The organism is Dechloromonas agitata is5 (assembly GCF_000519045.1).
Taxonomy (GTDB): domain Bacteria; phylum Pseudomonadota; class Gammaproteobacteria; order Burkholderiales; family Rhodocyclaceae; genus Azonexus; species Azonexus agitatus.
In genome coordinates, this window is record NZ_KI912532.1 from 2,488,645 (window position 1) to 2,503,437 (window position 14,793).

Below are 14,793 nucleotides of genomic sequence, written 5' to 3' on the forward strand. Positions count from 1 at the left end.
CATCTGGGTCAAAAACGATTGGCTGCTCGCATCAGGGCGCCGCGCAGGGCGATGGTGACGCTGGAACCAAGACCGACGCGCTGGGCAACCGCAGGCAGGATGATCAGCGAGGCCAGGGCAAAGCCCGCGCCGAGCAGCAAGGAAGCCATTTCCGGCTGGTTCTGGGTTTGCGGTTTCTGGTTCATGGCATTCTCCCTTACGCTTTTTCGGTATCGTACCGATTATTGTTGTAGAGCAGGATGCGACATATTGTCGCACCGTGACGCACCCCTACCCTGATTGGGGTAGCGTCGATCCGCTCATTCGCATCATTCACGTAGACGGGAACAACGGCGTCAAGGCAACCTTGATCGGCCTGTTCCCGGGTCTGGAGGAGGTCTTGCTGCACATGGACACAACGGTCGACACCGTCATCGAGGAAATCGCCTGCCAGCTGCGGCAGGCCAGGCGAGCCTTGTTCATCACCGGCGCCGGTATCTCGGCCGATTCTGGATTGCCGACCTATCGCGGTGTCGGCGGGTTGTACGACCGGGAGTTAACGGCCGAGGGCATCCGTATCGAGGAGGCGCTCTCTGGCGAACTGTTCGCCGTTTGGCCGGAGATTACCTGGAAATACCTGATCGAGATCGAGAAGAACTGTCGCGGGGCACAGCCCAATGCGGCACACCGGGCGATTGCCCGGCTCGAGGATCATCTGGAGCGCGTGATGGTCTTCACGCAGAACGTGGATGGCCTGCACCGTGCGGCGGGTAGTAAGGATGTCGTCGAGATTCATGGCAACCTGCAGGAGCTGACTTGCACGGTCTGTGCGCATCGGGAGACCGCCGGCGACCTGACGGGGCGGGAGATTCCACCGCGCTGCCCGGCCTGCCGGGGCATCCTGCGTCCGAATGTCGTCCTGTTCGGCGAGGCTTTGCCGAACGACGAGATGGAGCGCTTCATTGCGGCATTCCAGGAGGGCTTCGACATCGTTTTCAGCATTGGTACGTCGAGCGTTTTTCCCTACATCGTTGAGCCGATGATTGTGGCTGCCAACCAAGGGATACCGACGGTCGAGATCAATCCGGCACGCACGCAACTGAGCGATATCGTCGATTTCTATGTGCCGCTCGGGGCAGCGGATGCGATGAGCCGCCTCCTCGAGGCGCTGGGCCTGGATGCGGTGGATTCCTGAGTTCAGGTGGTGTGTTATTGAATTGAAATTGTGCAATGCACAAAATAACTTGACATCCGGGTTGCGGTGGATAGAATTTGATCATGCTGCGGTGCAACATTGGGCTGCAGAAAATAGATTACCCCAACCCCAGGAGAAGCGCCATGTATACCAAACCCGAAGATTTCGCCAAGTCCGGCTTCAATTTCGCCCTGTTCTACGCCAACACCACCTTCGACGGCATCGAGCGTCTGGCCCTGCTGAACCTGGCCGCCGCCCGTTCGGTTTTCGAAGCTGCCATGTCCAACCTGAACACCCTGCTGGGTGCCAAGGACGTCCAGTCCTTCGTCGCCATCCAGAAGGAACTGGCCGCGCCGTCCATCGAGAAGGGCATGGAATACTCGCGTAACGTGATCGCCATCGCTTCCGAGACCAAGGACAAGATCGCCAAGGAAGTCGAATCCCAGGTTGCCGAAACCAACGCCAAGGTCTCCGGCCTGGTCGAGAAGGCCTTGGAATCCGCTCCGGTCGGTTCGGAAGCTGCCGTTGCTGCTGTCAAGAGCGCCATCAAGACCGCGAACGAAGCCTACGAAGGCCTGAACAAGGCTGCCAAGCAGGCTGCCGAAGTGGCCGAAGCGAGCGTTGCCGCTGCGACCAGTGCCACCCTGAAAGCCGCCAACGTCGTCGCCGTGCCGAAGACCGCCGCCAAGAAGGCTGCCTAAATCGCCCATTCGGGAGCGGTTCGCCGCTCGCCGTCAAAAAGCCCTTGGCGACCCCAAGGGCTTTTTCATTGCAGAACACTGACAAGGAGATTGCCATGCCCCATACGCACGCCCACAGCAAAGCCGAAGCCATTCATGAGGCCATCGAACATTTCGCGGAAGAACACCATCACCAGCCCGACGCGCACGAAAAGGCCCGCCTGGTTTCAGATGCCATCAAGGAATGGGAACACGAGGAAGTGGAGAGCATGCACGAGGGCGGCAAGGCGGCCTGAATTCACCGTGTTTTCATGAAAGAGCCGAGGCACATGACCTCGGCTCTTGGGTTTTTGGCGGCAGGCCGCCTTATTTGCGCGGCGTCTTGACCGGCTTGCCCTTGCTGCCGCGATTGCCGCGGCAATTATCCAGGCGTTCCCCCTTCAATTTGCCCGCGACCCCGTCGATGACGGGAATGATCTCATCCAGCGCCGTCTTGCCCGGTGTCGCGTCGATCAGCTTGAGGCCGCGGCCCTTCGCCAGCTGGCGGATTTCGTCGAGCGCAAAGACCAGGGCACGGCCGTCCCTGGTGAATACCGCGATGTCACCGGTGGCCGGAGCCGGCTGGAAGATGGCCGGGGCTTCGCCGTCGTCGAGCGTCAGGAAAGCCTTGCCGGCCTTGCCGCGCGAGACGAAGTCCTCGCCCTTGACGCGGAAGCCATAGCCGCCTTCGCCGGCTACCAGGTACAGCTTGTCGGCCGATACGGCCTGCGCCAGGCAGAGCTTGCCGCCATCCTGGAAATCGACCAGCGAGGTGGCCGGCACGCCATCGCCCTTGCCACCCGGCAGGTCGGCGGCGGGAATGGAATAGGCGCGGCCCTGGTGGTCGAGCAGGATCAGGTGGTCCACGGTCCGGCAGGGCAGGCAGGCGAGCAGGCTGTCCCCGGAGCGGAAGCTGAGCTGGGTCGGATCGACGTTATGGCCGGAGCGCGAACGCAGCCAGCCGTGTTTCGAGACGATGAGCGTGGTTGGCTCGTCGGGGATCGACAGGCTCTTGGTATCGGACAAGGTGACCTTGGCGTCGGCCTCGATCAGCGTCCGGCGGTCGTCGCCGTATTTCTTCGCATCCGCCTCGATTTCGGCGGCGACGCAGGCGCGCAGGGCTTCCTCGGAATCGAGCAGGGTGTTCAGCCCGGCCGCTTCCTCGCGCAGCTTGGCCAATTCCTCGCCGATCTTGAGGCCTTCCAGGCGGGCCAGCTGGCGCAGGCGGATTTCGAGGATGTCTTCGGCCTGGATGTCGCTCAGCTTGAAGGCGGCGATCAGGTCGGCCTTTGGGTCGTCCGATTCGCGGATGACCTTGATGACCTTGTCGATGTCGAGCAGGATCGCCTGCCGGCCTTCGAGGATGTGGATGCGCTTTTCGGCGGCGCTCAGGCGGTGGCGGGTGCGGCGCTCGACGGTGGTCAGCCGGAAACGGCTCCACTCGGCGATGATCGAATAAAGCGAGGCCTGGCGCGGCGCCCCGGCGACGCCGAGCACGGTGAGGTTGATCGGCGCGTTGGTTTCCAGGCTGGTGTGGGCGAGCAGCAGGCGGACCAGGTCGTCCTGGCCCTGGCGCGACGAAGCGGGTTCGATGACCAGGCGGACGTCGTGTTCCTTGCCCGATTCGTCGCGCACGCCGGATTCCGAAATGGCGGAGAGGAAGGCGGCCTTGAGATTGAGCTGTTCCGGCGTGAACACCTTCTTGCCGGCCTTTTCCTTGGCCACCGGGTTGGAGCAGGCTTCGATTTCCGACATCACCGTGGCGGTCGATACGCCGGGCGGCAGTTCGGTGATGACCAGGCGCCACTGGCCGCGGGCCAGCGGTTCGATCTTCCATTTGGCGCGGACGCGCAGGCTGCCGCGGCCAGTGCGATAGGTGGCGGCGATTTCCTCGGCCGACGAGATGATCTGCGCGCCGCCCGGGTAGTCGGGGCCGGGGATCATGGCCAGCACGTCGTCCTCGCTGGTTGCCGGGTTGCGGACCAGGGCCGCGGCGGCACAGGCCACTTCGCGCAGGTTGTGCGACGGGATTTCAGTCGCCATGCCGACTGCGATACCCGAGGCACCGTTGAGCAGGCAGAAGGGCAGGCGGGCCGGCAGCAGGCAGGGTTCGTCGTTGACGCCGTCGTAGTTTGGCTTCCAGTCGATGGTGCCTTCGTCGAGTTCGGCGAGCAGCAGTTCGGCGATCGGCGTCAGGCGGGCTTCCGTGTAGCGCATGGCGGCGGCGTTGTCGCCGTCGCGCGAGCCGAAGTTGCCCTGGCCGTCGACCACCGGGTAGCGCAGGCTCCAGTCCTGCGCCATGCGGACCATCGCGTCGTATACCGACGAGTCGCCGTGTGGGTGGTACTTGCCGATCACGTCGCCGACGACGCGGGCCGATTTGACATGCTTCGGGCTCTTGTACAGGCCCATGCGGTGCATGGCGTACAGGATGCGGCGCTGCACGGGCTTCTGGCCGTCGGCCACCGAGGGCAGGGCGCGGCCGGTGACGACGCTCATCGCGTATTCGAGATAGCGGCGGGCGGCATAGTCGGCGGGCGGCGGAATGTCGTCGGCCGGGCCGCTGGCAGCCGGGGGGAGGGGGGGCAGCGCGCCGGCATCGTCCGCTTCGGCGTGCCCCGCACTCCCGGCTGGTGTTGCGGCTGGCGCCACGTCAATGGCGCTGGGTGTCACGGCAGGCGCCGTTTCAGCGGCAGTTTCGGCTTCCGCGGGGGCGGTGAACAGATCGGGTTGGTCGCTCATGGTCAATGCAAAAAATCAGGCAGGGCGCGATGTTACTCGAACTTCGCTGCCTGGCGTGGTGATGGTCCCATCCGTTCAGGGCCAGGCGGCGGCCTGCGGGTTATTCCCAAACCGTACGGCCGGTGGTTGGCGATAAAATGCACCCCTTTCGTCACTTTCGCCGGGGCGGCCGGCCGCGGCCTCGAGCATTCACCGGAGACATCATGGAACAGACGTCCGTCCGCACCCACTGGTCCAGCCGCTGGGCCTTCATGCTGGTTACCATCGGTTCGGCAGTCGGGCTGGGCAACATCTGGAAATTTCCCTTCATGACCGGAACGAATGGCGGCAGCGCCTTTGTGCTGGTTTACCTGGCGTGCATTGCCGCTATCGGGGTGCCTTTGCTGATGGCGGAGAGCATGCTCGGCCGCCGGGGACAGAGCAATCCGGTCGGCACCATGCGCAGTCTGGCCGACGAGGCCGGGGCGAGCCGGGCTTGGCAGGTCATCGGGCTGATCGGCATTCTCGGATCGGTGCTCATCCTTTCCTTCTACAGCGTGGTGGCCGGCTGGGTGCTGGACTACACGCTACGCGCGGTCGAGGGCTTTCAGGGGATGGACAAGGCGGCGCTGGGCGCGGCTTTTGGTGATCTTCTGGCCAGCCCGGGACGCTTGATCCTGTGGCACAGCCTGTTCATGGTGCTGTCGGCCGGTGTCGTGCTGGGCGGGGTGACCGGCGGCATCGAACGGGCGAACAAGATCATGATGCCGGCGCTTTTCGCCATCCTGCTCGTGCTGCTCGGCTATGGTGCGGTTGCCGCCGACCTGTCGGCGGCCTTCCGTTTCCTGTTCCACTTCGAGCCGCAGGCGATCAGCGGCAAGGTCGTGCTGGCCGCCATGGGCCACGCCTTCTTCACGCTCAGCCTGGGCATGGGTGCGATTATCACGTATGGCTCCTACCTCGGGCGGGAGGTGTCGATTCCGCGCACCAGCCTGGTCATTGCCGGGGCCGATACCCTGGTGGCCTTGCTCGCCGGGCTGTCGATCTTTTCTTTCGTGTTCGCCCAGGGGCTGGAACCGGCCGCTGGTCCGGGCCTGATCCTGCAGACGCTGCCGCTGGCTTTTGCCGGCATGCCGGGCGGCCACGTGATCGGTGTACTGTTTTTCGTGCTCGTCGTTTTTGCTGCCTGGACCTCGGCCATTTCGCTGATCGAGCCGGCCACGTCGTGGCTGGTCGAGCATCTCGGCTGGTCGCGCCGCGCCGCCGTGCTCAGCCTGGCCGGGCTGATCTGGCTGTTGGGCATTGCCGTGGCGCTCTCCTTCAATGCCTGGGAGGGGTTCAAGATCTTCGGACTGGGGCTGTTCGACCTGTTCGATGCGCTGACCAGCAAGTTCCTGATGCCGGTCGCCGGCCTGCTGATTGCCGTGTTCACCGCCTGGGTCATGAAGCGCGAGCATGTCCGGGAGGAAATCGGCCTCAGCGGCGGAGCCTTCGCCCTGTGGTTCACCGTGGTGCGCTACGTCTCCCCGGTCGCCATCCTGCTCATCTTCCTGCACGTGATCGGCCTGCTTGGCTGAGGCGCCCGCTATTCAGCCGCCGCTGTTCGCGTAGGTGGCGATCAGTGCCTTGAATTGCGCGGCCTGGATGGGCTTGCCGATGAAATCGTCCATGCCGGCGGCGCGACAGGTCTCGCGGTCGCTGTCCAGGACATTGGCGGTCATCGCGATGATTGGACAGTGCGGCCGGCCATGCAGCCGTTCAAATTCGCGAATCCGCTGGCTGGCCTCGACGCCGCCCATCACCGGCATTTGCATGTCCATCAGGATCAGGTCGAAATGCTGGCTGGCGACTTTCTCCAGTGCCTCGCCGCCGTGTTGGGCGACCATCACGCGGTGGCCGTCGCTGGCGAGCAAGTGATTGGCGATCATCTGGTTGATCCGGTTGTCCTCGACCAGCAGGATGTCCAGGGCTCGCCTCGCGGGGGGACTCGCCATGGCAAGCGGACTGGCTTCCGCGGCGATCCGGCCTACCGGCAGGTCGAGATCAATGAAGAAAGTGCTGCCTTCGCCGAGTGTGGATTCGACCCAGATCCGCCCACCCATCAGCGTGACCAGGCGCTCGCAGATCGACAGGCCGAGCCCGGTGCCGCCGTAGCGGCGGGTGGTCGAACTGTCGGCCTGGGTAAACGCGTCGAAGACATGGCTGAGCTTGTCGGCAGGGATGCCGATGCCGGTGTCGCAGACGGCGAGGCGCAAACGGCAGCGGCCGGGCGAGCTGTCTGGCAGGCGGCTGGCGGATAGCGTGATGCTTCCCCGTTCGGTGAATTTGACGGCATTGCCGGTCAGGTTGATCAGGATCTGGCGCAGGCGGGCTGGATCGCCGATCAGCCAGGGCGGGACGTCGTCACCTATTTGGGTGGTCATGGCCAGCCCCTTTTCGCGTGCCTGCACCAGCACCGGTTGCCAGGCCTGTTCCAGCAATTCGTTGACAGCAAAGGGCAGGGCTTCGAGTTCGATGCGGCCCGATTCGATTTTCGAGAAGTCGAGAATATCGTTGATGACGTCGAGCAAGTGTTCGGCCGACGACTTGACGATGCTCAGGTGCTCCCGCTGTCTGGCATTCAGTGGCGTCTCGAGCAGCAGGTCGGTCATGCCGATGACGCCGTTCATCGGGGTGCGAATCTCGTGGCTCATGTTGGCCAGGAATTGCGACTTGGCGACGCTGGCGGCTTCGGCCGCTTCCTTGGCGGCGCGCAGCTTTTGCTGGGCGTTGCCGATGACGCCGAGAAAATGCCAGCTGAGGCCGGTGACGAACAGGGCGATCAGCGCAAAGAGGCCGTACTGCAGGAGCCGTAGCCTGCCCTGTTCGCGGTCGTGTTTCTCTTCCAGTTGCTGCAACTGGCTGTAGCCGGCGTGAAACAGCCGGTTGGCATTTTCGTTCAGGCGGAAGAAGAAGGAAGGAATGCTCTTGTATTGCAGGGCCAAGGCTTCCTCGACGGCTTGCAGGCAGTCGCGCCGGCCGTCGCAGGCCTCGCGCCGGTCGAGGAGTTCGATCAACTGGCTGACCCGCAGGGGAATCTGCTCGACCAGGGGGGTAATCTCGATGACCTCGAGCACGGCACCGGGGGCGCGCAGATCCGGGCGGTAGTGGAACTCGCGAATCATTTCGTCCTGGCCCTCGATATTGAGGGCCAGGCGCTTTCTGACCGAGCCGCCGCTGTGCAGGACGTCGATGTTGGCGATCAATTCCCTGACGTCGTCGTCGATCTTCTGTGCCAGCCGGGAGCGGGCGCTGGCACTGGTCGTGGCGAGCTGGAAGAAGGAACTTTCGATGCCCTGCACGCCATTGACGATGTATTCCCCGATGGCCAGCCGCGCCCGTTCATTGCTGCTGCGTTTATTCAGCTCGGCGATCAGGTTGGTGGTGACCTCGCTGATCACGACGATGGCGAGCAGGCCAAAGCAGAGCAGTGCCAGCAACCATAGCGTGGCGCGGCGAGTCGCGGCGGGCAGCGACAGGATTACCTTGCTCATCGGGACGGCTTAGCGGGCGCGGTTGTCGAGGAAGCCGTATTTGCGGAATACCGCCTGGCCTTCCGGCGAGGCGACGAAATCGATGAATTTGCGGCCGAGTTCAGGCTGGCGCGAAAAAGTCAGCTGGATGAGGAGCAGGGCCTGCGGTTCGGCGAGCCGGGTATCGAGATCGACCACATCGAGGTGCGGCACGTTGTCCGGAAAGAAGGCAGTTGCCCGCCAATTGAGGGCGATATCGCCTTCGCCGCGGCGCAGCGCCAGGTTGATGGCGCGCGAATCGGGCATCATCAGGGCCGCTTTGGCGACCACCGCAGGGTAAATCCCGGCCTTGTCGAGGATACGCTTGGTTTCCTGGCCGATGCTGCCGCTCTCGACGTTGCCGACGATCAGTGTCAGATCCTTGCGCAGCAGTTCCCGCACGTCTGCCTTGACCCGCTTCGGGTTGCCCTTGGGCACGACGATGGCGACCTGGTTATAGCCGACCGTCTGGTAGTGGCCGAGCAGGCCCTCGGCGAGATGTCGATCCCGGTAGGAAGGCTCGCCGGGGAAATAGAGGTCGCCCAGCCGGCTGCGCTTGGCCGCGTTATAAAGGTCTTCCGAGCCGCCCTGGGAAATGGTGACCTTGACCTTCTCGACTTGCTCGAACTGTCGCGCCAGTTCGGTGATCGGGCGGACCATCGTAATGCCGCAATAAATGAGCAGTTCCCTGTCCTGGGCGTGGAGCGACGGAATGAAGGCCACAAGACAGAGGGCAAATCGGCGCACGGTGCGCAGTAGATCCGACATGGCAATGGCCCGAAATGAAAGGAATATTATTTTAGAGTATTTGCTGGTTTTGGTACAAACCGGTGTGCTCAGGCCGGAGCGGCAGGTCAGTCGTCAAGCGTTGTCCAGTCCAGCCTCATCGGAGGCCAGCTGCTGCTCGCAGGCGGCCAGTAGCGTCTGGGCCAGTTCCGACTGATAGTTGGGGTCGAGCGCTTCCATCATTTCGTGGGCGGTGTACAGACCGGCTTCGCGGGATAGCTGGCTGGCGACCTGTCGGGCGAAGCGGTCGCTGAGTCCGGAAAGCCGACGGCGCTCGGCCAGCGGTAGGTTGTTCTTCGAGCGGGCCAGCCAGTCGGCGGCCAGCGTCGCGCCCTGGGCTTCGGTCAGCCACTGGCCGTGCTCGTAGTAGGCACTCAGCCGATGGGCGGCGAGCGCGAAGAGCAGGGCGACGCGGATGCCGCGCGGTGTCGGCGGGGTGTCGTCGCGGACCCGCATCAGTCGTATTGGGCGCCAAGCGCCCTGGCGATGAAATTGCGCCCGACGCGGGGCTTCGGCACCCGCTCGTCGAACCAGCTGCGGACATCCTGATCGAGGCAGATGCCGTGCATGTAGTTGTAGAGCGCCTTGTTCAGCGCCTTGCCGAGGCGGTCGTGGTCAACACCGGTCGGGTCGATGAAATGCACGTCATTCTTGGCGAAAGTGACGGGCGGCAGGGGCTGGAGGGTGATGCCATATTCCTCCGGATTGCGCCCGACCGGCGAATGCACGGTGCACGCGAAACGGTGGAAGAAGCCGGACTGGATGCAGTTTTCGGCGAACAACTGGCGAACGTATTCGAGGGCATCGACCGTATCCTGCACGGTTTGCGTCGGGAAGCCGTACATCAGGTAGGCATGCACCAGGATACCGGCATCGGTGAAGGCGCGGGTGACGCGGGCTACCTGGTCGACCGAGACGCCTTTCTTCATCAGCTTGAGCAGGCGGTCGGAGGCGACTTCCAGGCCGCCAGAGACGGCGATGCAGCCGCTGTCGGCCAGTTGCAGGCAAAGCTCCGGCGTGAAGGATTTTTCGAAGCGGATGTTGCCCCACCACGAAATGGCCAGGTTGCGTCGCTGCAGTTCCTCGGCCATGGCGCGCAGGGCCTTGGGCGGCGCCGCCTCGTCGACGAGGTGGAAGCCGGTGTGGCCGGTTTCCTCGACGATGCGCTCGATGCGGTCGACCAGTGTTTTGGCGCTGGCGGCATCGTAGCGGCCGATGTAGTCGAGGTTGATGTCGCAGAAGCTGCATTTCTTCCAGTAGCAGCCGTGGGCGACCGTGAGCTTGTTCCAGTGCCCGTCCGACCACAGCCGGTGCATGGGGTTGAGCATGTCGAGCAGCGACAGGTAGCGGTCGAGCGGCAGGCCATCCCAGGTGGCGGTGCCGACCTCCTCGAAGGGAATGTCGGGCAGGCCACAGTCGAAATAGCGCACGGCGCCGTCGACACGGGCAAAGGTGCGAACCAGGCCGGAATCGTCGCCAGCCGGGCGGCAGGCACTGGCCGGTGCGTCGGCGTTGAGCACGGGCGGCAGTTTGGAGGTCGTCGCCGGCCGGGCGCCGAAGTGCTGGTCGAGCAGGGCGAGCAAAGGGCGCTCGCCGTCGTCGAGCGTGACGTAGTCGAAATAATCAAAGACGCGCGGCTCGGCCAGTTCGCGCAGCTCGGTATTGACGAAGCCGCCGCCGAGCACGGTGACGATCTCGGGCCGCGTTGCCTTGATCGTCTGGGCGATGCGGAAGGCGCCATAGACCGAGCCGGGGAAGGGCACCGAGATCAGCACCAGATCGGGCTGGTGGCGCTCGATGGCGGCGTGGGTCAGGCGGGCCAGGGTGTCATCGACCAGGGTGGGTGGCGCGGCCAGTGCGGTGGCCAGCAGATCGAAGCTGGCCTGGCTCTGGGCCAGGGTTTCGCCATAGCGGACGAATTCGAAGCGGGTATCGACGGCCTCGCGCAATACGTCGGCCAGGTCGTTGAGAAAGAGTGTCGCCAGGTGGCGCGCGCGATCCTGGATGCCGAGGGCGCCGAAAGCCCAGGCCAGCGGGTCGCCGCTCTCGTCGTCAACGTAGTTGTCGATGGCCGAGAAGCGGGGTCCTTCGGGCAGGAAGGCGCGCGAGCAGATGCGGTGGGCGATCGAGCCGTCACGGCCCTGGAGCAGGGCGATGGCGGGGTCGATGGCGGCCAGGTAGCGGTCGTATTCGTTGAGAAAGGTCTTCAGCGTGCGCGATCGCTTCTTGGGCGGGATGGTCTCGGCGGCTGCCTTCAGGCCGGGCAGGCCGGCGCGGGAGAGCAGGTCGAGTACCAGCAGCAATGCCAGGTCGGTCTGTTCGGCGTGAAAGCCGCGCGAACGCAGGAAACCGGTCAGGTAGGCGGTGGCCGGGTAGGGGGTGTTGAGCTGCGTCATCGGCGGGATGACGCTGAGAATGCGGGGAGAGGCGGCGGTCATGGGGCGGAAGTTTACCCGTCTCCCGGCTGCCGGCGGTCAATAAAACAGGCTGGCCAGATCGAGGCTGGCCTGCTTGCCGACCTGTGGGCCGTGCTTTTCCAGCCAGCGCCGGGCATGGGCGTGGCCGACGGCGAACAGGTTGTCGAAAAACTCATGGCTGACTGCCAGCTTGCTGTCGGAAGGCATTTCGCCCAGCACATGCTCGGCGCTGATGGCATGGAAGCGCAGGCCGGCCAGCCGGCGTTCGAAGCGGGCAATGGGCAGCTTGTCGAGCAGCCAGGCCGGCAGGTTGGGCGTGGCGATATGTTCGTGCAGGTGGGCGAACATCCGCATTTCGCGCAGGAAGGTTGAATTGAAAGCCAGTTCGCGCAGCCGGGTGCGGATGTCCTCGGCGCTTTCCGGCGTTTCGGCATAACGCAGGGGGGTGAGCAGGACGAGCAGGATGTCCGGCGTGCGGCAGTCGTAAAACAGCGGAAAGACCGCCGGATTGGCGCTGTAGCCGCCATCCCAATAGGGCTCGCCATCGATGACGATGGTGCGGTGGATGGTCGGCAGGCAGGCGGAGGCCAGGAAGACGTCGGCCGTCAGTTCGTGGTTGCCGAAGACGCGCAGCTTCCCGGAATTGGCGTGGGTGGTGGCGATGAACAGCTTGATTGGGCTTTCCCGGCGCAACTGCGCGAAATCGAAGCGGGCCTCGATCAGGTCGCGCAGGGGGTTCAGGTCGAAGGGGTTGATCTGCTCCGGGCTCAGGTAGTTCGTCCATTGCAGCATCATCTTCAGGGCCGGGGAAATGGTGCCGGGCGAGCTGCTTGGGGAAGCAGTCGGGGCAAGGTCGGCGATGCCAGTCCAGAAGGCGCGCAGCGTTTCACGGGCGCCATCCGGACCGCCGGTCATCAGGCCGTGCGCCAGACAGAGGGCATTCATGGCCCCGGCACTGGTACCGCTGACGCCTTCAAAGCGGAAGCGGCCATCGTCCAGCAGGGCATCGAGCACGCCCCAGGTAAAGGCGCCGTGTGCGCCACCGCCCTGCAGGGCCAGGCTGATGGTGGGGGATTCAGGCATCGTCGCGACCTCGGTGTTGGCTTGCCAACATCATGCCATCGCAAGGGGCCGGCGCGTCACCTTCAACTGGCGGCGTAGCTGATCAAGTCGACATCGGCTGCGGCGAGGCGCAAGGGGATCAGTGCCTGGTAGGCGGCGGAATGGAACCAGCCGTCGACAGCTTCGACGCTGGGGAAGCGGATGACGACCGTATCGGTGTGGGTATGGCAGCCGCCGAGCACTGCGTGCCGTTCACCGCGGAAAACCAGTTCGGCCTGCCAGGGAGCCAACGTGGCCGGAACCTGTGCGCGGTATTCGGCCCATTGGGCTGGGTCTTTGACGGTGATGTGACCAATGACGTAATACATGGTGTGAACGAGGCGTTGGGGCGGAGTGGCCATGATAGGTCAAGCATCTGCGGTGTAAAGCCATTGCAACATCGGCATGGTGCAATGCGCGCCCCGAAACGATTTCCCTACGTTCGCGATGTCTTTATCCGGTTTCCTTCGTCTTGCCCCGTTCATGCTTTCCTTGTCGTTCTGGCTGCTCGCCGCCCCGGTGGCACAGGCCGTGGCGCAGACATCGGCCGTTGCCGCCAGGCCGGCCGATGGGACGCAGCTCGCGCAGGATATCGCCAGCGCCGGGCGGCTGCGCATGCAGTCGCAGCGCCTGGCCAAACTCCATGTGCAGGCCGCCATGGGCCTCAAGGCCGGGCAGGCCCGGCAGCAGATCGAGGCTGCCCTGCCCGAGGTCGATGCCGAATTCGGCCGTCTGTCACGCTACGCCCGCAAGCCGAATATGCAACGCACCTTCGCCCGCAGCGAGGCCTTGTGGCAGGAAATGCGCGGCTTGTTGAAGAAGGCGCCGGATGCCGCCGGCAGCGAACGGCTCAATCTTGTGGCCGACGAATTGATGGTGCATGCCGGCAAGCTCGCCATGCTGATCGAGGGCGAGGGCGAAACGCCGGTCGGCCGGCTGGTGGACTTGTCGTCACGCCTCAACATGCTGTCGCAGCGCCTGGCCCGCCTCTACCTGCAGGCATATGCCGGCAACTACAGCCAAGGCGTGCTGACCGACATCGAGCAGGCCCGCAAGGAATTCGCCCACGGCTTGCAGGAACTGGATACGGCGCGCGAGAACAGCACCTCCAGCCGGGACAACATCGGCCTGGCCAGGAATCAGTGGATTTTTTTCGACAACGCCATCCGTGACCTGAACAAGGCGGACCGCCGCGAGGACAGATCCGCACAGAACGTCGCCACGAGCAGCGAACGCATCGCGCAGGTGCTGGACCAGACCAGCCTGCAATACGTCAGGGATTACGGCGAAGGCACCCGCACCGGCCGCTGAGGCCCAAAACAAAGCCCCGGGGCGTTCTTGACGGCCCGGGGCTTTGTCCTGGTGCGCTGGGATCAGATCAGGCCGAGCGTTTCCTCGACGCCGAGATGCACGTTCATCGCCTGCACGGCGGCGCCGGAAGCGCCCTTGCCGAGGTTGTCCAGGCGGGCGACGACCAACATGCGCTCGTCGTTGCCGAAGACGGCGATGTCGACCCGGTTGGTGTCGTTGTTGGCTTCCACATTGTAGAAACCGCCTTCGGTGGTGGCGGCCAGGTCGACCGGCAGCACGTTGATGAAGCGCTCGCCGGCGTAGTAGTCAGCAATGATTTTCTGCACGTCGGCTGGCGAGGCCTGGCGGGTGAATTGCTGCGGCTGCAGGTAGGCCGTGACGGCCAGGCCCTTGTAGAACGGTCCGACGATGGGCTGGAAGATCGGCGCCACGGTGAGGCCGGTGTAGGCCTGCATTTCCGGCAGGTGCTTGTGGGCCAGGGCCAGCGCATAGGGGCGCGGGGCCTTGAGGCGGGTCGCATCGCTGGCGGCGGCCTGGTAATCGGCGATCATCGACTTGCCGCCGCCGGAATAGCCGGTGATGGAGTTGGCGGCGATCTGCGTCGCGGCCGGCAGCAGGCCGGCCTGCACCAGCGGGCGCAGGGCGAGGATGAAGGCGGTGGCGTGGCAGCCCGGGTTGGCGATGCGCTTGGAGGCCTTGATCTTGGCGCGCTGATCCTTGGCCAGTTCCGGCAGGCCGAAGGTCCACGCCGGATTGACGCGGTGCGCGGTCGACGCGTCGATGACGCAGGTGTTCGGGTTGTCGACCAGCGACACCGATTCCTTGGCGGCCTCGTCCGGCAGGCACAGGAAAGTCACGTCGGAGGCATTGATCAGGCGCTTGCGCTCGGCCAGATCCTTGCGCTTGTCGGTGTCGATCTTGAGTACTTCGACGTCGCTGCGCTGGGCGAGGTATTCGTTGATCTGCAGGCCGGTGGTGCCTTCCTGGCCGTCGACAAAGACTTTGTAGGTCAT

At 64.4% G+C, this 14,793-nt stretch carries 14 protein-coding genes; 5 read left to right on the forward strand and 9 right to left on the reverse strand.

The annotated features are described in order from the left end of the window. Window positions 1-8 precede the first annotated feature (8 nt). Window positions 9-185 (reverse strand): hypothetical protein, encoded by a 177-nt coding sequence (locus K420_RS20725; RefSeq protein ID WP_198293841.1) that lies wholly within the window; start codon window positions 183-185, stop codon window positions 9-11. 203 nt (window positions 186-388) lie between these two features. On the opposite strand from K420_RS20725, the gene K420_RS18920 reads away from it, so the two are divergent. The 3 genes from K420_RS18920 (at window position 389) to K420_RS0112190 (ending at window position 2,150) form a co-directional block, all read left to right on the forward strand. Further along, window positions 389-1,174, forward strand: a complete 786-nt coding sequence (locus K420_RS18920; protein WP_035855933.1) for an NAD-dependent deacylase — start codon at window positions 389-391, stop codon at window positions 1,172-1,174. Between the two features lie 143 nt (window positions 1,175-1,317). Then, window positions 1,318-1,875 (forward strand): phasin family protein, encoded by a 558-nt coding sequence (locus K420_RS0112185; RefSeq protein ID WP_027458306.1) that lies wholly within the window; start codon window positions 1,318-1,320, stop codon window positions 1,873-1,875. Between the two features lie 95 nt (window positions 1,876-1,970). Further along, window positions 1,971-2,150 (forward strand): hypothetical protein, encoded by a 180-nt coding sequence (locus K420_RS0112190; RefSeq protein ID WP_157275077.1) that lies wholly within the window; start codon window positions 1,971-1,973, stop codon window positions 2,148-2,150. Between the two features lie 70 nt (window positions 2,151-2,220). Here the strand turns inward: K420_RS0112190 and parC are convergent, their stop codons facing one another. Then, on the reverse strand, window positions 2,221-4,635 hold the full coding sequence (gene parC / locus K420_RS0112195) for a DNA topoisomerase IV subunit A (RefSeq protein WP_027458308.1): 2,415 nt from the start codon (window positions 4,633-4,635) through the stop codon (window positions 2,221-2,223). Window positions 4,636-4,838: 203 nt separating this feature from the next. Between parC and K420_RS0112200 the strand changes: the two genes are divergently transcribed. After that, a complete protein-coding gene (locus tag K420_RS0112200) occupies window positions 4,839-6,191 on the forward strand; it encodes a sodium-dependent transporter (RefSeq protein ID WP_027458309.1) in 1,353 nt (450 codons plus the stop codon). Between the two features lie 12 nt (window positions 6,192-6,203). Here K420_RS0112200 and K420_RS19765 read toward each other — a convergent pair whose 3' ends face one another. The 6 genes from K420_RS19765 to K420_RS0112230 form a co-directional block, all read right to left on the reverse strand. Next, a complete protein-coding gene (locus tag K420_RS19765) occupies window positions 6,204-8,147 on the reverse strand; it encodes a hybrid sensor histidine kinase/response regulator (RefSeq protein ID WP_051453110.1) in 1,944 nt (647 codons plus the stop codon). Window positions 8,148-8,156: 9 nt separating this feature from the next. After that, window positions 8,157-8,933 (reverse strand): substrate-binding domain-containing protein, encoded by a 777-nt coding sequence (locus tag K420_RS18930; protein ID WP_035854796.1) that lies wholly within the window; start codon window positions 8,931-8,933, stop codon window positions 8,157-8,159. A 93-nt stretch (window positions 8,934-9,026) separates the two neighbouring features. Further along, window positions 9,027-9,407: a hypothetical protein gene (locus K420_RS0112215; protein ID WP_027458310.1), complete on the reverse strand. Its 381-nt coding sequence runs from the start codon at window positions 9,405-9,407 to the stop codon at window positions 9,027-9,029. Then, window positions 9,407-11,389: a B12-binding domain-containing radical SAM protein gene (locus K420_RS0112220; RefSeq protein WP_027458311.1), complete on the reverse strand. Its 1,983-nt coding sequence runs from the start codon at window positions 11,387-11,389 to the stop codon at window positions 9,407-9,409. Before K420_RS0112220 ends, K420_RS0112215 begins: the two co-directional genes overlap by 1 nt. A 36-nt stretch (window positions 11,390-11,425) precedes the next feature. Beyond that, window positions 11,426-12,451: a patatin-like phospholipase family protein gene (locus K420_RS0112225; protein WP_027458312.1), complete on the reverse strand. Its 1,026-nt coding sequence runs from the start codon at window positions 12,449-12,451 to the stop codon at window positions 11,426-11,428. A gap of 62 nt (window positions 12,452-12,513) precedes the next feature. After that, complete coding sequence (locus tag K420_RS0112230) at window positions 12,514-12,831, reverse strand: DUF1330 domain-containing protein (RefSeq protein WP_232422773.1); 318 nt, start codon at window positions 12,829-12,831, stop codon at window positions 12,514-12,516. Between the two features lie 121 nt (window positions 12,832-12,952). On the opposite strand from K420_RS0112230, the gene K420_RS0112235 reads away from it, so the two are divergent. After that, window positions 12,953-13,780 (forward strand): type IV pili methyl-accepting chemotaxis transducer N-terminal domain-containing protein, encoded by an 828-nt coding sequence (locus K420_RS0112235; protein ID WP_027458314.1) that lies wholly within the window; start codon window positions 12,953-12,955, stop codon window positions 13,778-13,780. Between the two features lie 62 nt (window positions 13,781-13,842). On the opposite strand, the gene argC is transcribed toward K420_RS0112235, so the two are convergent. Then, entirely contained in the window at window positions 13,843-14,793 is a 951-nt protein-coding gene (argC, locus tag K420_RS0112240) for an N-acetyl-gamma-glutamyl-phosphate reductase (protein ID WP_027458315.1), read from the reverse strand.